16 protein-coding genes are annotated in these 16,471 nt (G+C 55.3%); 14 read left to right on the top strand and 2 right to left on the bottom strand.

What is annotated here, in order from left to right; translation table 11 throughout:
- Positions 1-123: 123 nt before the first annotated feature.
- The 14 genes from ACFFLD_RS17525 to ACFFLD_RS17460 all read left to right on the top strand — a co-directional run bounded on the left by ACFFLD_RS17525 (position 124) and on the right by ACFFLD_RS17460 (position 14,770).
- A complete protein-coding gene (locus ACFFLD_RS17525; RefSeq protein WP_386042713.1) occupies positions 124-582 on the top strand; it encodes a DUF2170 family protein in 459 nt (152 codons plus the stop codon).
- A gap of 112 nt (positions 583-694) precedes the next feature.
- Complete coding sequence (locus ACFFLD_RS17520; protein WP_386042711.1) at positions 695-1,390, top strand: PspA/IM30 family protein; 696 nt, start codon at positions 695-697, stop codon at positions 1,388-1,390.
- 74 nt (positions 1,391-1,464) lie between these two features.
- The gene (locus tag ACFFLD_RS17515) at positions 1,465-2,187 is read left to right on the top strand and encodes a DUF2491 family protein (protein ID WP_386042710.1); all 723 of its coding nucleotides are present in this window, start codon (positions 1,465-1,467) and stop codon (positions 2,185-2,187) included.
- A 94-nt stretch (positions 2,188-2,281) separates the two neighbouring features.
- On the top strand, positions 2,282-2,695 hold the full coding sequence (locus ACFFLD_RS17510) for a DUF350 domain-containing protein (RefSeq protein ID WP_386042708.1): 414 nt from the start codon (positions 2,282-2,284) through the stop codon (positions 2,693-2,695).
- 28 nt (positions 2,696-2,723) lie between these two features.
- Complete coding sequence (locus tag ACFFLD_RS17505) at positions 2,724-3,332, top strand: DUF1190 domain-containing protein (protein WP_386042707.1); 609 nt, start codon at positions 2,724-2,726, stop codon at positions 3,330-3,332.
- A 17-nt stretch (positions 3,333-3,349) separates the two neighbouring features.
- Positions 3,350-4,516, top strand: a complete 1,167-nt coding sequence (locus ACFFLD_RS17500) for a glutathionylspermidine synthase family protein (RefSeq protein WP_386042705.1) — start codon at positions 3,350-3,352, stop codon at positions 4,514-4,516.
- A gap of 199 nt (positions 4,517-4,715) precedes the next feature.
- Complete coding sequence (locus tag ACFFLD_RS17495) at positions 4,716-6,773, top strand: methyl-accepting chemotaxis protein (RefSeq protein WP_386042703.1); 2,058 nt, start codon at positions 4,716-4,718, stop codon at positions 6,771-6,773.
- A 22-nt stretch (positions 6,774-6,795) separates the two neighbouring features.
- On the top strand, positions 6,796-7,863 hold the full coding sequence (gene cheB, locus ACFFLD_RS17490; protein ID WP_386042701.1) for a chemotaxis-specific protein-glutamate methyltransferase CheB: 1,068 nt from the start codon (positions 6,796-6,798) through the stop codon (positions 7,861-7,863).
- The gene (locus ACFFLD_RS17485; protein WP_386042699.1) at positions 7,860-9,317 is read left to right on the top strand and encodes a CheR family methyltransferase; all 1,458 of its coding nucleotides are present in this window, start codon (positions 7,860-7,862) and stop codon (positions 9,315-9,317) included. Before cheB ends, ACFFLD_RS17485 begins: the two co-directional genes overlap by 4 nt.
- A gap of 1 nt (position 9,318) precedes the next feature.
- Positions 9,319-11,427 (top strand): hybrid sensor histidine kinase/response regulator, encoded by a 2,109-nt coding sequence (locus tag ACFFLD_RS17480; RefSeq protein WP_386042697.1) that lies wholly within the window; start codon positions 9,319-9,321, stop codon positions 11,425-11,427.
- A 41-nt stretch (positions 11,428-11,468) separates the two neighbouring features.
- Complete coding sequence (locus ACFFLD_RS17475) at positions 11,469-11,825, top strand: response regulator (protein WP_386042695.1); 357 nt, start codon at positions 11,469-11,471, stop codon at positions 11,823-11,825.
- Between the two features lie 246 nt (positions 11,826-12,071).
- On the top strand, positions 12,072-13,742 hold the full coding sequence (locus ACFFLD_RS17470) for a diguanylate cyclase (RefSeq protein WP_386042693.1): 1,671 nt from the start codon (positions 12,072-12,074) through the stop codon (positions 13,740-13,742).
- Entirely contained in the window at positions 13,732-14,292 is a 561-nt protein-coding gene (locus ACFFLD_RS17465) for a chemotaxis protein CheW (RefSeq protein ID WP_386042691.1), read from the top strand. Before ACFFLD_RS17470 ends, ACFFLD_RS17465 begins: the two co-directional genes overlap by 11 nt.
- A 1-nt stretch (position 14,293) precedes the next feature.
- Positions 14,294-14,770: a hypothetical protein gene (locus tag ACFFLD_RS17460; RefSeq protein WP_386042689.1), complete on the top strand. Its 477-nt coding sequence runs from the start codon at positions 14,294-14,296 to the stop codon at positions 14,768-14,770.
- On the opposite strand, the gene ACFFLD_RS17455 is transcribed toward ACFFLD_RS17460, so the two are convergent.
- Together ACFFLD_RS17455 and moaB are read right to left on the bottom strand one after the other, a co-directional pair.
- Positions 14,753-15,958, bottom strand: coding sequence for a molybdopterin molybdotransferase MoeA (locus ACFFLD_RS17455; RefSeq protein ID WP_386042687.1), 1,206 nt, complete (start codon positions 15,956-15,958; stop codon positions 14,753-14,755). The two genes, ACFFLD_RS17460 and ACFFLD_RS17455, sit on opposite strands and share 18 nt — an antisense overlap.
- Complete coding sequence (gene moaB, locus ACFFLD_RS17450) at positions 15,951-16,469, bottom strand: molybdenum cofactor biosynthesis protein B (protein WP_386042685.1); 519 nt, start codon at positions 16,467-16,469, stop codon at positions 15,951-15,953. Before moaB ends, ACFFLD_RS17455 begins: the two co-directional genes overlap by 8 nt.
- Positions 16,470-16,471: the final 2 nt, after the last annotated feature.

Raw genomic sequence — 16,471 nt, 5'->3', positions numbered from 1 at the left:
TGCTAAGCTGGCGTGCGAAGACCAGACAAGGCGAAAATAGTGAATAGAGATTTCCCTAACTGAACCATTTGCTCTACTAAGTGTTAAGGTGAAAGGTCTTAACGAACGATGGAGCAGATCGCCTTGACTACGCCTACCGTTACTAGCGGCATTACCGCCAGCGAACTATATCGCTTAGTAAACCAGCCTGCGGTCACTGAGGGAGAAGCAGACACTATTGAGTGGCCTGAGGGCACACTTACCCTGGACGAGGACAATCAGACCCTGATCTGGACACTTAGCGATTACGGTCATTTACCGATCACTTTATCGCGTAGCGAAAATGAGTGGGTGGCGATGTCACCGATTGCAGCTGTCGATAGCGTTAAAAACAGCGCTGAACTGAATGAGGTGCTGCTGCGCCAGGGCATTGCGTTACCGCTCGCCTCCGTGGGAATCGTTGAGATCGACGGGCAGGACGTTTATGTGGCTTACGGGCAGCTGTTTGGCGACTCTAAACTTGAGTCCATTTGTGCCGAACTGCATGCCACCGCCAGTGCAGCCATGGACGTTGCTGAACTGATACAGACGCATTTCGTCTAATCTTTTCAGACCAGTCATCACTATTGTCATGATGGCGTATCAAAACGATGTTTTAAAAATAGTGTTTTAAAAAGCAGTACCTTAAAAACAGTATTTAAACGAGAGATGCCCTATGTTGAGTAAAATCATGACCGCCCTGCGCGGCAAAGCGAATGAAAGCGGACAGGCCGTCGTCGACTCCCAGGCGTTGCGCATTTTGGATCAGGAAATTCGTGATTCCGAAAACCATCTGAGCCAGTCCAAAACCGAACTTACCCGCCTAATGGGCCAGCGCCAGCTAAACAGCAACAAAGCCGATACACTGGAAAGCAAAATTGCTGAACTGGAAAAAAGCGCCGAGGCCGCCTTGGATAAAGGCGAGGAAGCCTTAGCAGTAGAAGTAGCGGAACGCATGGTGGCGCTGCAGGACGACCTGGAAGCAGAACGCGCCATTGTTAGCGAGTATGACGCCAGTATCGAAAAACTGCGTGGCGCCATTCGCGGCACCGACAATCAGCTTCGCCAGCTTAAACAGCAGGTAAGCGTCGTCAAAGCCACCGAGTCAGCGCAAAAAGCGCAATCTGCCGTGGCGTCTCGTCATTCAGGACAAAACAGCGCGATGAGCAGCGCCATGGAGTCACTGGAGCGCATTAAAGAGCGCCAGCAGCTAAACTCGGCGCAAATGCACGCAGCCGATGAAATGGCCGCAGAAGAGAGCGGAAGCTCCTTGGAAGCACGCCTCAAAGCGGCTGGCATCGGCGGCCAGGAACGTAAAGCCGACGATGTGTTAGCGCGTCTGAAAGCCAAGAAAAGCGCGGCTCAAGAGTAATAACACGACTAGCATGAACGCGTCGCATCAACGCTAGTCCTTCAACACACGTCCTTCCATCGAGAGGCAGGCCCATGCTTAACACCCTCAAGGCCCTTTTCCGCGCGAACACGCAGCCATCGCCAGAGCAGAGCCAGGGGCGTCCGGTCGCCGCAGGGCTGCCTACCGGTATCAGTCAGGAAGACTTAGAGGGCCTGCGTTTGGATGGTCGCGTCAATATCAAGCTGATTGGTCTGCGTGCACATGCCGACGCGCTGTTTAGCTGGGATGACGATGCCTATTATCATATTGCCGCCGTGGGCCATGTCGACCTAGGCCAGGACGCGCATTTAGTGCGCTTTTATCTGGATAACGATACGTGGCTTCAGGCCAATATTGAAAACGGCCAGGTGCTTGAATATAAGCTATTCGACTTTTACCGTGTTGCTCACCTGTCGGATGCTGAGTTTGACAAAATGATCAACGGTGACGATAAAACGTCTGATCGTATTGGCGCGCAAGCCATCACCCTCGCGTCTACCGCCGATGAAACGAGGACCGGCACGTTTCAGCGGGTATGGGGCGACACTGAAAGCCTGTGGTCACCCCCGGTCATCTTTGAAGAACAGGTCATGACTACCGAGAGTGTCGTCGCCCGCCGTGTGACACACCATGCCATGCTCTATGAGCGCACCATTCAGGGGACTGAACGCATGGAGTATTTACTGCTAAGCGCTGAAACCGACGGTGAAGATAGCTTTATGCTCGTGCAAAACGTGGGCGTGGATGTGGCCTCCGTCGACATCGACGCGGTATAACCCGGCACTTTAGGTTATGAGCTATCAGCACGTTTATAACTGCATATTATAACGACGCACTATCAACACGAGCCATCACAAGGAAACTGCCACCATGGTGAATTATCTCTACGGCCTGCCATCGTTTTTTGCTTATTTAGTAACCGCGATTGTGCTGCTCGCCGCCTTTATGTATTGCTATAGCCGCATTACTCCCCATAACGAGTGGACGCTGATTCGCGAAGGCAATGCGGCGGCAGCGTCCGCCTACGGCGGCTCCATCGTGGGCTTTACTATTCCGCTGTATAGCGCGATGGCGCACTCGATTAACTTTATCGATTTCGTACTCTGGGGCGTGGTCGCGTTTATCGTTCAACTGGCCACCTTCTTCGCGGTTAAGCTATTTCTTCGTAAGCAGGGCGAAAGCCTGTCTCAGCACATTACCGAAGGCCACCAAGCCTATGGCATTTTAATGGCTAGCGTGGCCGTGGCAGTCGGCTTACTCAACGCCGCTTCGATGACTTGGTAACGACGACGTGGTAAAGGAGATAGCCCACATGTCACAACACGATCACACCCCGCATTTACCGCGTCGCAAGCGTAGCGCGCGCTTATCACTAGCGATGATGGGGGCTAGCGCCTTTGGTCTTGCCGCCTGTGGCCAGCCGCCCCAGGAAGAGCAGATCACCGGCGTCGACTTCGATCAGCCGCGCAGCTTTCAAAGCGTTGAGGAGTGCGTCGCTGAGAATGTCTATACCCGCAGCGCCTGTGAAGACGCTTATGAAGCCTCGTTAGAAGAAGTGCCGCGCTTTAATACCCTTGAAGCGTGCGAAGCGGAGCATGGCGAAGGCGCCTGCACCGCACCGACCGAAGAGCAGGCCCAAGCGGCCACCGGCAACACCGGCGGCAGTTGGTTTATGCCCGCCATGATGGGCTACATGGTGGGCAGCATGATGTCGAACACCAACCGTGGCCGCTCCTTCGAGCGGGTTTACCAAGAGCCGATCTACCGTAACCGGCAGAACCAGGGCAACTGGAATACCGCGACCAATCAAGCCACGCAACGAGTAACCCAGCGCAACAACGCGATGCGTAGTTCGGTGGCGACTTCTCAGCGCAGCGGCTTTGGTTCACGCTCGTCAGCCCGGGGAGGCTGGGGCTCTTAGCCGCCAGCAAAGGCGATATGCTACGCATTGATATTCCTGAACGTAAAGAGTGGAAAGCCCTGGCCCACGAGCTGGGCTTTCATTTTCATACCATCGAAGGCGAGCCTTACTGGAAAGAGGATGCTTATTACCAGTTCACCCTGGAGCAGGTGGAGCGGGATATTGAAGCGCCTACCGAAGCGATCCACGAAATGTGCATGGAGCTGGTGGATAAAGTCTGCCACTCCAATGCGCTGATGCAGCGTCTGGCGCTGCCTGAACATATGTGGGACAGCATCCATCACTCGTGGCGTTCGGGTCAGCCGCACCTCTATGGCCGAATGGACTTTGCCTATTCGGGTGACGGACCGGCCAAACTGCTGGAACTCAACTATGACACGCCCACATCGCTATACGAAGCAGGCTTTTTTCAGTGGGTGTGGCTTGAGCAGGCCATTGCCCAAGGCATCCTGCCCCGCCACGCTGATCAGTACAATTCGATTCAGGAACGGCTGATCAACGCCATGGCTCACCTGGGTGACCGCATTGACGCGCGCACGCTGTATTTTTCCTGTATCAAGGAGAATGACGAAGAGCGCGCCACGGTGCACTATCTCCAGGATGTAGCGGTACAGGCTGGCCTCAAGGCGCCGTTTATCTTCATGGAGGATATCGGTTTTCGCCCTGGCGCGGAGCACTTCGTCGACCTGGATGACCAGCCTATCCAGGCGATTTTCAAACTCTACCCCTGGGAGGAAATGGCCGACGACGCATTCGGTGAGGCGATTCCCCAATTAAATACCCATTGGTTTGAACCGCCTTGGAAAGCGGTGCTGTCCAATAAGGGAATTCTGCCGCTGTTGTGGGAACACTTTGAAGGCCACCCCAACCTGCTGCCGGCCTTTTTCGAGACGCCCCAAAGTCCGCCCTTGCCAGCAGGCTGGGTGCGCAAACCATTCTTCTCACGGGAAGGTAGTAACATTGAATTGGTGACACCCGCAGGTCACCGCGAAAGCGTTGATGGCCCCTACACCGACAGCCCCTGGATTCGCCAGGCTTACCATCCCATGCCGCGTTTTGGTAATAACCATGCTCTCGTCGGCAGCTGGGTCGTAGGTGATCGCGCGTGCGGTATGGGCATTCGTGAAGACGTTGGCCGTATCACCAAAGACTCCTCCTGCTTTGTTCCTCACGCTATTGTATGAAACGTTAATAAATCCCTAAGACAAACGCTGGACATTGCTACCGAAAAAAGCTGAAATCGTGATGACAATAGTCTGGTTACTCCTTTCTTAGAGTAGCCAGTACCTCTGCATCCTTTTTACCCTGAGCGTTACTTAATAGTGTTGTGGCGAGCCACGCTGCGCTATCAGGGCCACCGCTTACTTTGGAGCAACGGCGAACATGATAGCGCGCTGGAAATATCTACCTATACGGCTTCGTTTATTCCTCTCGTTTGGGACGGTCTTGGCGCTCGCGATGCTGCTGGCGCTTTATTTACAGGCCCGCTCCCATAGCCAGTCAAGGCTCGACAACCTGATTAACCATCATTTGCCAGCCCAGGTAGAAGGCCTCGCCGCCGACATCAACTTGAGCCTCAGCGAAGATTTGGCCATTTCTGAGAGTCTTGCGAACAGCTATTTTATTGAGCAGTGGATACGGGAGGGTCTGCCGCAAGAGCGGCAGGATGAAGTGACCGCTTATCTCACGCGCTTAATGGCTCAGCTGGATACTGAGCTGATGTTTATCGCCGCCCAATACCAAGGCCGAGGCTACTATCTTCAGCTACGCAACGGTGAATTGCTTCAACGCGTGCTTCAGCCTCCTGGCAACGAAGACGACTGGTACTATCGTTTTGTTGAAAGCGACAGCGCCTACGAGCTTAATTTAGATAGCGGCGCGTTTACCGCCGATGAAGCCTTTGTATACGCTAATTACCGCAGTGCGGTGAATGCTAGCAACGGCCTTCCTCTAGTGGTGGCGGGCTCGGAGCTAGATCTTTCTAAAATGAATTCGCTCATCGAAGGCTTTCACTTAGGCGACAGCGGCCGCGCCTCGTTGCTGAGCGACGAAGGCGAACTGCTTATTAGCAGTGATGAAGCGGTGAGCAGTAGTGAAACCGCTAATAGCATTGAAACAGCGGCAGAGGTTTTATCCACGCAACCCTCGCCGCGCCTGTTACGGGACGAACAGCTACAAATAAACGAAATTGAGCGTGACGGCCACGCCTTATTGGTTAGCACACGCTGGCTCCCCGAACTGCAGCGCTACCTAATGGTTGAAATCGATAAAAATGACTATCTAGCCTCGACCCGTGAGCACTTCCTGATATCCAGCGGTATCGGGCTGCTCATTTTGCTGGTGGGATTGCTGGTACTCTACCCGCTGACCGGTAAGCTTATTCGGCCATTGCATGATTTCCAGCGCCAGCTTAAAGACATTACCCAGAGCCTGGACCTATCCCGACGGGTCAAAACCGACGACCAGGCGGAGCTTGGCGATTTAGCCCACCAGACCAATGAGTTGCTTGAACGCCTTTCGCGTGCGATCGCCGCGGTGGCCAAGAACTCGTATGCGCTGACCCAGGTAGCCGAACGCTTGGCTAAAACAGCCGGGCTTTCCGGCATTCACGGCAGCGACGTTAATTATGAAGCAAGCCAAACCATGGCGGCTGCCGTCGAGGAAATGGCGTCATCGGTGGCTGAAATCACTTCCACCATGGAAGAGCTTTCCACCTCGTCTACCCAAATAGCCGATCACTCCCAGTCTGTCGTCGACGTTGCCAACCAGACGCTGGAGCGCAGCCGAAAAGGCAGCGCAGCCATGCAGCTGCTACATTCAAAAATGCAAACGATACGAACGGATAGCGAGCAGAGCCTAGCCGAGATCATGACGCTGGGGGCGAAATCCAAGCAGATCAATAAAGTGATGGAGTTAATCAATACGTTGGCGGCGCAAACCAAACTGATCGCGTTTAATGCGGCATTGGAAGCCTCAAGCGCGGGAGAATCTGGCCGACGTTTTTCGGTAGTCGCCAACGAAATACGCCGCCTGGCGGATAGCGTGACCGACTCCACCCAAGAGATTGAAGGGCATACCGACGATATTCAGACGGCTATCAATCGGTTGGTCGTGGCGTCTGAAAAAGGCGCCGCCTCCATTGAACAGGGCGTAGAAGTCAGTGTTAGCACTGCGCAAGACCTGGAAGCGGTGCTTAAGGCTGCGAGTCAAACCAGCAGCGCCGCCCAGCAGATATCGCTCTCGACTCAGCAACAAAAAACCGCCAGCAGTCAGGTGGTGATGGCGCTACGCGATATTGATACGGCAAGTTCACGCAATGCGCTCTCCGTGCGCAGTATTACCGATATCAGCCAGGACATGATTCAGATGTCAGCTGAGCTTAACGCACTGGTACAGGAATTCACCCTGACTAAGGCTAAGGCAGACAATAAAGATAAGTAGACATCGCTGATAAAGGATACCGATGAGTGTAATTCGGGTAGTCATTGCCGACGACAGCCAAGTAGCTCGCGACGTTTTACGCGATATCCTTAGCCGTGACGGTGACATTGAGATCGTGGGCGAGGCCAAAAATGGGCGAGAAGCCGTGACCATGGCTAAACGCCTGGCGCCGCAGCTCATCACTATGGATCTCAACATGCCGGTGATGGACGGCCTGAGTGCGATTGAAGAGATCATGTACACCAAGGGCGTGCCCATTCTCGTCGTCAGTGATCGCTCAGATGCTCAAACGGCCTACCAAGCGCTTGAAGTAGGCGCCCTGGAGGTCATGCCAAAACCCGCGCTTGAAGGCGCTGATGCCGAGCGCTTGCTGGAGCGGGTACGTCTACTCGCTGGCGTCACGGTCATTACCCGTCTGCGGCGTCATACCATGGCACCTGCCGCGCTTACGCCGTTCACGACACTGCCTACTTCGTCGGCTTATATAGCGCGTGATTATCAGCATGTGGTTGCGATTGCATGCTCAACCGGGGGCCCCCAGGCATTGCTACGCCTGTTACGGACACTCCCTGTCGATTTCCCCGCACCGATTGTGATTGCTCAACATATCAGTCATGGCTTTATTGGAGGCATGGCAGAATGGCTGGCATCGCTCTGTGCCATGCCCGTCAGCGTGGGCCAGGAAAACGAGCTGCTCCGCCCTGGGCATATTTATCTTTCACCCTCTGAAAGCGATTTGTGCGTCACGCCAGGCCATCGTTTAACACTACAATCCAGCCCTCAGAACTCACTTTACCACCCCAATTGCGATGTCCTACTGCAGAGCATTGCCGACGTCTATGGTAGCGATGCCATTGGCCTTATCTTGACCGGCATGGGGCGCGATGGGGTTAATGGCATGCGCGCCATTAAACAGGCCGGAGGCACCACTTTCGCCCAAGATGAAGCTAGCTCGGTGATTTACGGCATGAACCAGGAGGCCGTTAAAGCGGGCGTCGTTCAATATGAACTGCCGCTTGATAGCCTGCCTGAACGGTTGCTGCGCGAGGTGCGCGCTTACCGTTACAGTCGCTCGGAACCACTGGCATGAGTGCATTTAGCGATTTTAAAACCCTGGTTCATCAGCGCTGCGGGCTACATCTGGAGGGGTTAGCCGAAGCTCGGCTAACGCGAGCAATCGATAGCTTACAAGCCTCCACGGGGCTAAGCGACGCCACCCAGTTGCTCAATAGATTAATGAGTGACGTCACCTTCTTCGATCTTTTTGTGAGCCAGCTGACGGTAAACGAAACCTATTTTTATCGTGAACCGGACGCCTTGAACTGGTTGGTGAACCGCTACTTGCCTCAGCGTTTAACGTCAAAAGACACGCCGCTCTCTATCCTGAGCGCGGGCTGCTCGTCCGGCGAAGAGCCCTATAGCTTGGCCATGATGTTATTTGAGCGCTTTGGCGAGCGAGCCAAAACATTATTTAGGCTCACTGGGGGAGATGTCGATCATCAAGTGCTTACCAAGGCACGCCGAGCGGTTTATAGCGGGATGGCCTTTCGTGCCCTCTCGGACACCGTTAAAGAGCGTTATTTCACCCCGCACGAGGGCCGTTTCAAACTTAATGATGATATGCGCGAATGGGTCAGCTTTTGCCCCTTGAATCTACTCAATGCGCATGAGATCAGTGCTGGTGGCCCTTTCGACGTCATTCTCTTTCGCAATGTATCGATTTACTTCGACGAGCAAACACGTCGTCATATTCAGCAGCAACTTAGCCAGCTGTTAGCCCCCAACGGCATTTTACTGTGTGGTCTTACTGAAACCTTGGGTAACGACCTCGGTGTGTTTGAATTAACCGATGACAACGGCATATTTTATTTTCGTCATGCGGCACCCGCCGCTGCGCTGCCAACCACCCCGCCGCTTGTCCCCTTGCTCGACACCCCCATTGTCGTCACTGACAATCTAGACAGCGGCATGACTGAACCGGCGGCTCATCGCTTTGACGACGCCCTGACTACCACTTCAAGCGTTGATCATCGTCCGGATAACGATGGCGGTCACTTATCTCTCGATATCCCCAGTGAAGCCAGACTTGACGACGCTGACCAACAGCTACTCACTGCACACCGACTTCTCAACCAAAATGCCTTTAGCGACGCTGCTACATTGCTTACCAGCCTGCTTCAGCAGCAGCCATGGTCGGTCGATGCCCTTCTGCTGGCAGGGTTAGTCGCACGTTGGCATCAGCAGCCCACGGCTGCCTTTGATCATTTTAAGCGGGCCATTTACGCGGCGCCCGAGTGTTGGCCAGCCCATTTCTACATAGCGGAACTGTATCGTCAGGGTGAGTTAAAGGACGACCCCGTTCAACGACAGCGCAGCTATGCCGCGGTAGTACGTATATTGACGGCGTCCCCCACCTCCCAGGGAGGGTTAGCCACTATCACGTTGCCGATACCCCCAGGCGATGCGCGTTTTCTGGCTGAACGCTACTTGAACGACGTCAACACCAGCTTGGCCTCAACCAGTCACACACAGGGAGTGAGTTAATATGGCGCTGGATATAGGACGTTTTATAAAGCGCTTTGTGGAAGAGGCTGCCGATCATCTGCCGCGGCTACGCGAAGGCACCCACGCACTGGAACGGGGCCAGGCCGATCGCGAACTTATCAATGAACTGTTCCGCGCCGCCCATACGCTCAAGGGCTCGTCGCGTATGCTAAAGCTGGAACCCATTACCGCTATCGCGCATAGCACTGAAGAGCTATTAAGCTCACTGCGCGATGACACGATACAAGCCACACCAGACGTTATCAGCCTGCTCAACCAGGCGGTGGACGAATTGACAGATCAGGTAAGCCACCTGGCCGAAGGCGCCAGCGGTGATGAGTTACCTGCCGCTGACCAGGCGCTATGTAGCGCTCTTGAGCGTGCCGCTAACGGTCAATCCCAGCTTGCGCCCAGCCAACCTGAGCCTACCCCACCGCCCCTTGCCTCATCCTCAACGGCTCGTCCTGCGCCATTGACCGACAGCGAACTACGTCTTAGCGATACCGTTCGGGTGCGCATGGACCGACTGGACGATGTGATCCGTTTAATGGGCGAAGTGCTCTCGGGCCACCATCACCTGCATACCTTAGTAGATCAGGCGCGCACGCTAAGCGCCGCCCTTCCTGTCGAACATCAAGCGCCTTTTCATGCCTTCAATCGAGATTTCAAAGAGAGCGTGCTAAACCACGACTCGCTAATGAGTGACCTGCATGACCGCGCTCTGCAAATGCGCATGCTACCGCTAAGCGTGGTATTTGATCCGCTGGCGAAAATGTCGCGCGAGCTGGCCCAGTCGCTAGGCAAGCAGGTCGACTGCCGCGTTCGGGGCAGTGAAATTGAACTTGATCGCCAGATGATTGATCGCCTGTCCGACCCGCTTATTCACCTGCTGCGCAACGCCCTAGATCATGGCATAGAGCCCCCTGCCGTGCGTCAGGCAACGGGCAAATCGCCGCGAGGACAACTGGCGATTGAAGCGTGGCAGGACGCTGGCTGGGTCGTGGTGGAAATGCGTGATGATGGCGCTGGCATCTCGCTGGACGCCGTAAGGCAGAAAGCACTGGCCAAACAGCTGATTAGTGAAGAGCAGTTGAATGCGTTAAGCGAACAGGAAACCTTAGCGCTGATCCTCCAGCCCGGCTTTTCAACCAAAGGCATGATTACTGACTTTTCAGGGCGCGGGGTGGGCATGGACGTCGTCAAGCGTACCGTAGTGGACGAACTTAACGGCGACCTACAGTTATCGAGCGAGCCTGGCCACGGCACGCGCTTTACCCTGCGCTTACCGCTCTCTCTGGCAATGATGCGGGTATTACTGATCAGCGTCAGCGGCGCGACGCTTGGGGTCACAGCCCCCTATGTATCGGAGCTGGTGGAGTGCCCGGAGGAAGCGCTGATTGATGCGGCCGGCCAGCGTACGTTGATTTTACGCAACGAATTTGTCCCTGTTGTATCGCTTGCGCACATACTGGAACTCCCCGAGCCTGCAGTGACGGGCACCTGTTTGCTGTTAGTGGTTCATCAACGCCAACAAAAACTTGCCTTGGTTATTGATTCACTCATAGATGAACGCGACATGGTCATCAAGCCGTTGCCGGTACACCTTCGCCATTTACCTCTGGTATCGGGCATGGTCTCCATGGGCCGCAATGCGTTGGTGAGCTTGTTACATGTTCCTGCGCTGCTGGAAACCACCCGCCACCACGTGCTGCGGCCGAAAAATGAGCGAACGGCGTCCGCTGCCGCACAGCGTATTTTGGTGGTTGACGACTCCCTGAACACGCGCGAAATAGAAAAAGACGTGCTCGAAGCCTGGGGGTATCACGTCACGCTGGCTGAAAATGGCCGCGATGGTTTGGCCAAGGCAATGGCTGAACCGTTTGATGCAGTACTGACAGACGTTGAAATGCCGGTGATGGATGGCTTTGCGCTAACGGCGCGGCTACGAGAAGATGAGGTTTATCGTTATCGACCTATTATTATTATCACGTCGCGGGAAAAAGAGGCTGACCGACAACGTGGCATCGAAGTCGGTGCCGATGCCTATATCGTTAAAGGCAGCTTCGATCAGAACAATTTGGTAGAAACACTCAAAGCGCTGTTAGGCTAAATAAAGTTAACGCCCACACCACCACTGTTATGAGGTTATCAATGCACATCCTGGTCGTAGATGACGATCCGCTAGCGGGTGAAATGACGGCAGCACTGCTTGAGTCTCAAGGCCATGCAACCCTATTGGCCGCGGACGCCATGGAGGCTGTCGATCAATTAGACGCTCATGGCGATATCGGTCTGATTGTCAGTGATATGCATATGCCGCTGATTAGTGGGTTGGAGCTGTTAGCGATGCTACGCGAGCAAGATAACCCGTTGCCTTTTATTCTACTCACCGGAGACACGCCGGATGCCTCGCTGCATCAAACGCCGGGGCTTCACGCCTGCTTGCGAAAAGATGCGGACTTGGCGACCAATTTAGCCACGACCGTTAACCAGGCGCTTGAGCAATAAACAGCACGCAAGGGAATAGTAGGGATAGTAGGGATAGTAGGGATAGTAGGGATAGTAGGGATAGTAGGGATAGTAGGGATAGCAAGTAGAGATAGTAGGTAGAAATAGTATTAAGGGACCGTTTTGAAGGACAGTACTGAAGGACAGTACTGAAGGACAGTACTGAAGGACAGTACTTAAGGACAGCATGCAGGGACTGTATGAAGGTATGAATCGCCGCTTCCGATCACTTACGTAGGTTGTTTGATGTCTAAGCCCGCCCCTTCGCTAAACGATAAGCTAAACCAGTTGCGCAAGCGATTTATTGAGCAGCTTCCCGACCGGTTAGCTCAGATTGCCGAGCTGTGGCAGCAGAGCCGTGTTTCCACCAATGAGTACGCACGGCTAGCACCGGAGCTACATCGCTTTTTCCACAGTTTGAAAGGCACTGGCCGATCGCTGGGCTTTGAACGCCTCGCCATGTTGGCTGACGAAGCCGAGGAAGCGCTCACCGCTGCCCCCTCTCGCGACGATATCAACGTTTATATTCCCCACCTGCTAACCCAACTGAACCACGAACAGCAGCAGCTACACACTCACCATGGCCAACAACAAGCGTTGGCGGCCGTGAACAGCGTCGAGATCGCCCAGTGCGAGCCATTACGAAATAAGCGTCAGCGGCTTGTTTACCTATGTGACGATGAACCCGAGCAGGTCAGTCTTCTTATTCATCACATGCACTGCTTTGGTCATGAAGTGGTGCATTTTACCAATACGGATGCGTTCTTTAACGCGGTGCTCACCCGTCGTCCCGACGTCGTGGTCATGGACGTACACTTTCCTCAAGGCCAGACGGCAGGTCCCGAAACCCTGTCCAGCGTCAATAAACTGACTGGCCGCCCGCTACCCGCCATTGTTCTCTCCGCTCATGGAGATTTCCATTCGCGCTTGAGCGCCGTTCGCGCTGGCAGCAGTGGCTACTTTACCAAACCGGTGAAACCGCTGGACCTGATGTTAGCCATTGATGAAGTCACCGCTCCCGTAGCAGACGAGCCACTCAAGGTATTGATCATTGACGATGAGCCCGACGCAGCGGCTTATCATGCGTTACTGCTTGAGGAAGCGGGCATGATCGTGCACCAGGTGCATCATCCTGCCGACACGCTGAGGTCGCTGGAGCGCTTTAACCCTGATTTACTACTCGTGGATGTCTATATGCCGGTATGCTCAGGAGAAGAGCTGGCGACCATTATTCGCCAGCAGCCGGAGCATCTGGGTCTGCCGATTATTTATCTTTCCAGTGAAACCGACAGTCAAAAGCAACTATCGGCCATGGCGGCCGGGGTCGAAGCTTTTCTAACCAAACCGGTGCGCCCTGATGAGCTGATTTCCGCTGTTAAACTCCGCGCTGAACGGCTACGGCTACTGCGCTCATTAATGACCCGCGACAGCATGACTGGGCTGTATAACCACAGCACCACTACCGAGCTAATTACCAAAGCGTTGGCCCAGGCCCACCGAGAAAAAAGCCAGCAAGCCTTGGCAATGATCGATATCGACCATTTTAAACAGGTTAACGATACCCACGGTCACCTGGCGGGTGACCAAGTGATCATTACCTTGGCAAGACTACTGAAAAGTCGCCTCCGACTCTCCGATATTATCGGTCGTTACGGCGGTGAAGAGTTTGCGGTACTGCTAAAAGGGGTTGATGCTGAGCAAGCCACTACGTTAATTGACCGCTTACGTGAAGACTTTGCGCTGGTCGATTTCCACGCCGGGGATGTGAGCTTTCAGTGTACTTTCAGCGCTGGCATCAGCTGCTTCCCCGAGCACCCATCGACAGAATCACTGCGTTTGAACGCCGACCAAGCGCTCTACCAAGCCAAGCGCCTGGGCCGTAATCAGGTCAGTACGGAGTCAGTGGATGAGCATTAATAGTCACATCGACGACCACGAACCTGACGAGCCGCACGATCAACCGAGCCTGGACGACGCGTTAGCGGCATACCGCGAGGAAGAGAGCGTGGTAGAGGTGGACGAACCCACCCAGCAACTCGTGCTCTTTCGTCTCAATGGGCAACGTTTTGCGCTACCGGGCAGTGCCGTTAGAGAAATCTTGCCAAGCGATCAGCCCGTCTATTATGTACCGGGGCTACCAGCGTCGACGGAGGGTGTGATCCACCTACGAGGAACCATTGAATCCGTCATCAGCCTGCACCCTTTGCTCGGTTTACCCGCTCCGGAAAGACAAACGAATGGTGTGATTTTATTAATTAATGCGGCGGGAATTCGCAGCGGCGTGCGCATAGAACAGCTGGATGATGTCTGCGAGGTTGCCCAGAGCCTGCTGCAACCGCCGCCTGGAACACTGCCCAGTACGCTGCGCCCTTATGTCAGCGCGCTGTGGCAAATAGAGGAGCGAGAGGCGCTTACCCTGCTTGATCCAGAGGCGCTATTCGGGGCCTACCAGCAAGGGTTAGGCTGACGTGTCCAAGCATACCCCTCATCAGCACCAAGGCCGGTTGGCTATGGTGGTATTTCATGTAGGCCCTTATCGTGCCGCACTGGAAGCGCGCCATGTGCTGGCCATGACCGACGCCCCCAGCATGTCACGCAAGGCAAACGCGCATACACTGCTCCACGCCAACGATACGACTGAGCGTCAGTTCCCTCCCAACCGCTGGCTTACCTTACGATTGCCACCGCAAGCGGGACTGCCACACTCACATGTACCGCCTGCTCGCATTAACCGCAGCGATCCTGGCCATCTCTGGCAACTGGGCGTTAATGACGATATCACCCTTCAACAGCTATCGACCGATGCGCTTTACCCGCTGCCGGCGCTACTGCGCCCGCGGTGTTTTACTGACGCGTTGCGCGGCGTTACGTTCATCCAGCAGCAACTGGTGCTGCTACTGGATGCCACCAGACTTATGCCACAAGACTTACGCCACCAACCATAGACAGCTGATCACGTCGCCTTTGGCGACATCGCTGTTGGGGGGAATCACCGCAAAGGCGTCCGCATTGATACACGAGGACAACACCCCCGAGTTTTGGTCGTTAAACGCCTCGGCCACTATCCCACTGGGCGCAAACTGCAGCGTTACCCGCATATAGTGCTCCCGAGGGCCGGTGGTGGTAGCAAACCCCGCGGTGGCACTAAGCCTCGGTAGCGTTGCCTGCGCTGGGCAGTCCAATAATGCGCCCAGCAGCGGGCGTAAAAACAGCCACGCCCCCACAAACCCCGACACCGGATTACCCGGCAAACCGACAAAGCGTGCCTGGCTGCCATCGTTGCGCGGTAAACGACCCAGCGCCAACGGCTTGCCGGGACGAATCGCCAGCTTCCACATATCCAACTGGCCCAGCGACTCAAGCGCGGCTTTTACATGGTCTTCCTCACCCACGCTAACACCACCCGTACTTACCACCACATCGGCGTCCGCCGCTGCGTTTGTGAGCAGCGCAACGGTCTGATCAAAGTCGTCCGGCACACTCACGAGCTGGACCACCTCCGCGCCAAACGTCTCTAACAGTCTCTTCAACATTGGCCGGTTGGAGTTATACAGCTGACCCGGTTTTAACGGCGTGCCTGGATCAATGATCTCATCACCGGTGGAGAGCAGCGCAACGCGAGGACGGCGGCGTACACTTACCTGGGTAACGCCCTGGCCTGCCAAGTGGCCCAGCGCCGCCGCTTCGAGCCGCTCACCCGCCGCCAACAGTGGTTGACCTCGGCGCACATCGCGCCCTTGAAGGCGAATGTTGTCTCCACTGGGTATATCGGTAGGCATCAGAGCTTGATTATTCGCAACTTCGACGCGCTCCTGCATGACCACGCAGTCAGCCCCGGGGGGAATTTCACCGCCGGTAAAAATACGTGCGCAACTGCCGGACGCCAGCGGCTGGGCAGGAGTACCCGCCGCAATCCGCTGGCTAATGGGTAGCCACTGCCCTGCATCACCAGCGCGTAGCGCGTAGCCATCCATCGAACTGTTATCAAACGGCGGGACATCCAGCTGCGCGGTGACGGCTTCGGCCAACACTCGCCCAGCCGCCGCGTCCAATGGCACACGTTCAATAACGACAGGGGCAACGTCGGCTAGCAGCGCGGTAAGTGCGACCTCAATCGGCTGCAAATCAGCCATGCTGCCCCCGGCCTGGGATAACCAGGTTAGCGAAATTACACGGCTTATGGCGGCTATCCAACTGCTCGGCCAGAATGCCGTCCCAGCCCGTGCGGCAGGCGCCGGTTGAACCCGGCAAGCAGAACACTACCGTGGCGTTGGCGAGACCACCCAGACAACGGCTTTGAATCGTCGAGCTGCCGATCTCGTCACCACTCAGTTGGCGAAAGCGTTCGCCAAAGCCTTCGATGCGCTTATCCAGCAACACCGAAATTGCTTCGGGCGTCGAGTCACGTCCGGTAAAGCCGGTGCCACCCGTGGTAATCACTACCTGCACATCGGAGTCGGCTATCCACGCGGCCACGACCGCGCGAATACGGTAGACGTCATCAGGCACGATACGCTTCTCAATCAGGGCATGACCGGCGCTGGTCAATCGTTCAACCAACGCCTGACCGCTACGATCCGTCTCTTCAGTACGCGTGTCGGAGACCGTTAACACCGCAATGTTGAGCGCTTCCATTGGCTCCATGA

This window comes from Vreelandella sulfidaeris, assembly GCF_042429665.1.
Lineage (GTDB): Bacteria > Pseudomonadota > Gammaproteobacteria > Pseudomonadales > Halomonadaceae > Vreelandella.
The sequence above is the reverse complement of the archived record's forward strand: the minus strand, read 5'-3'. Positions and strand labels throughout refer to the sequence as shown.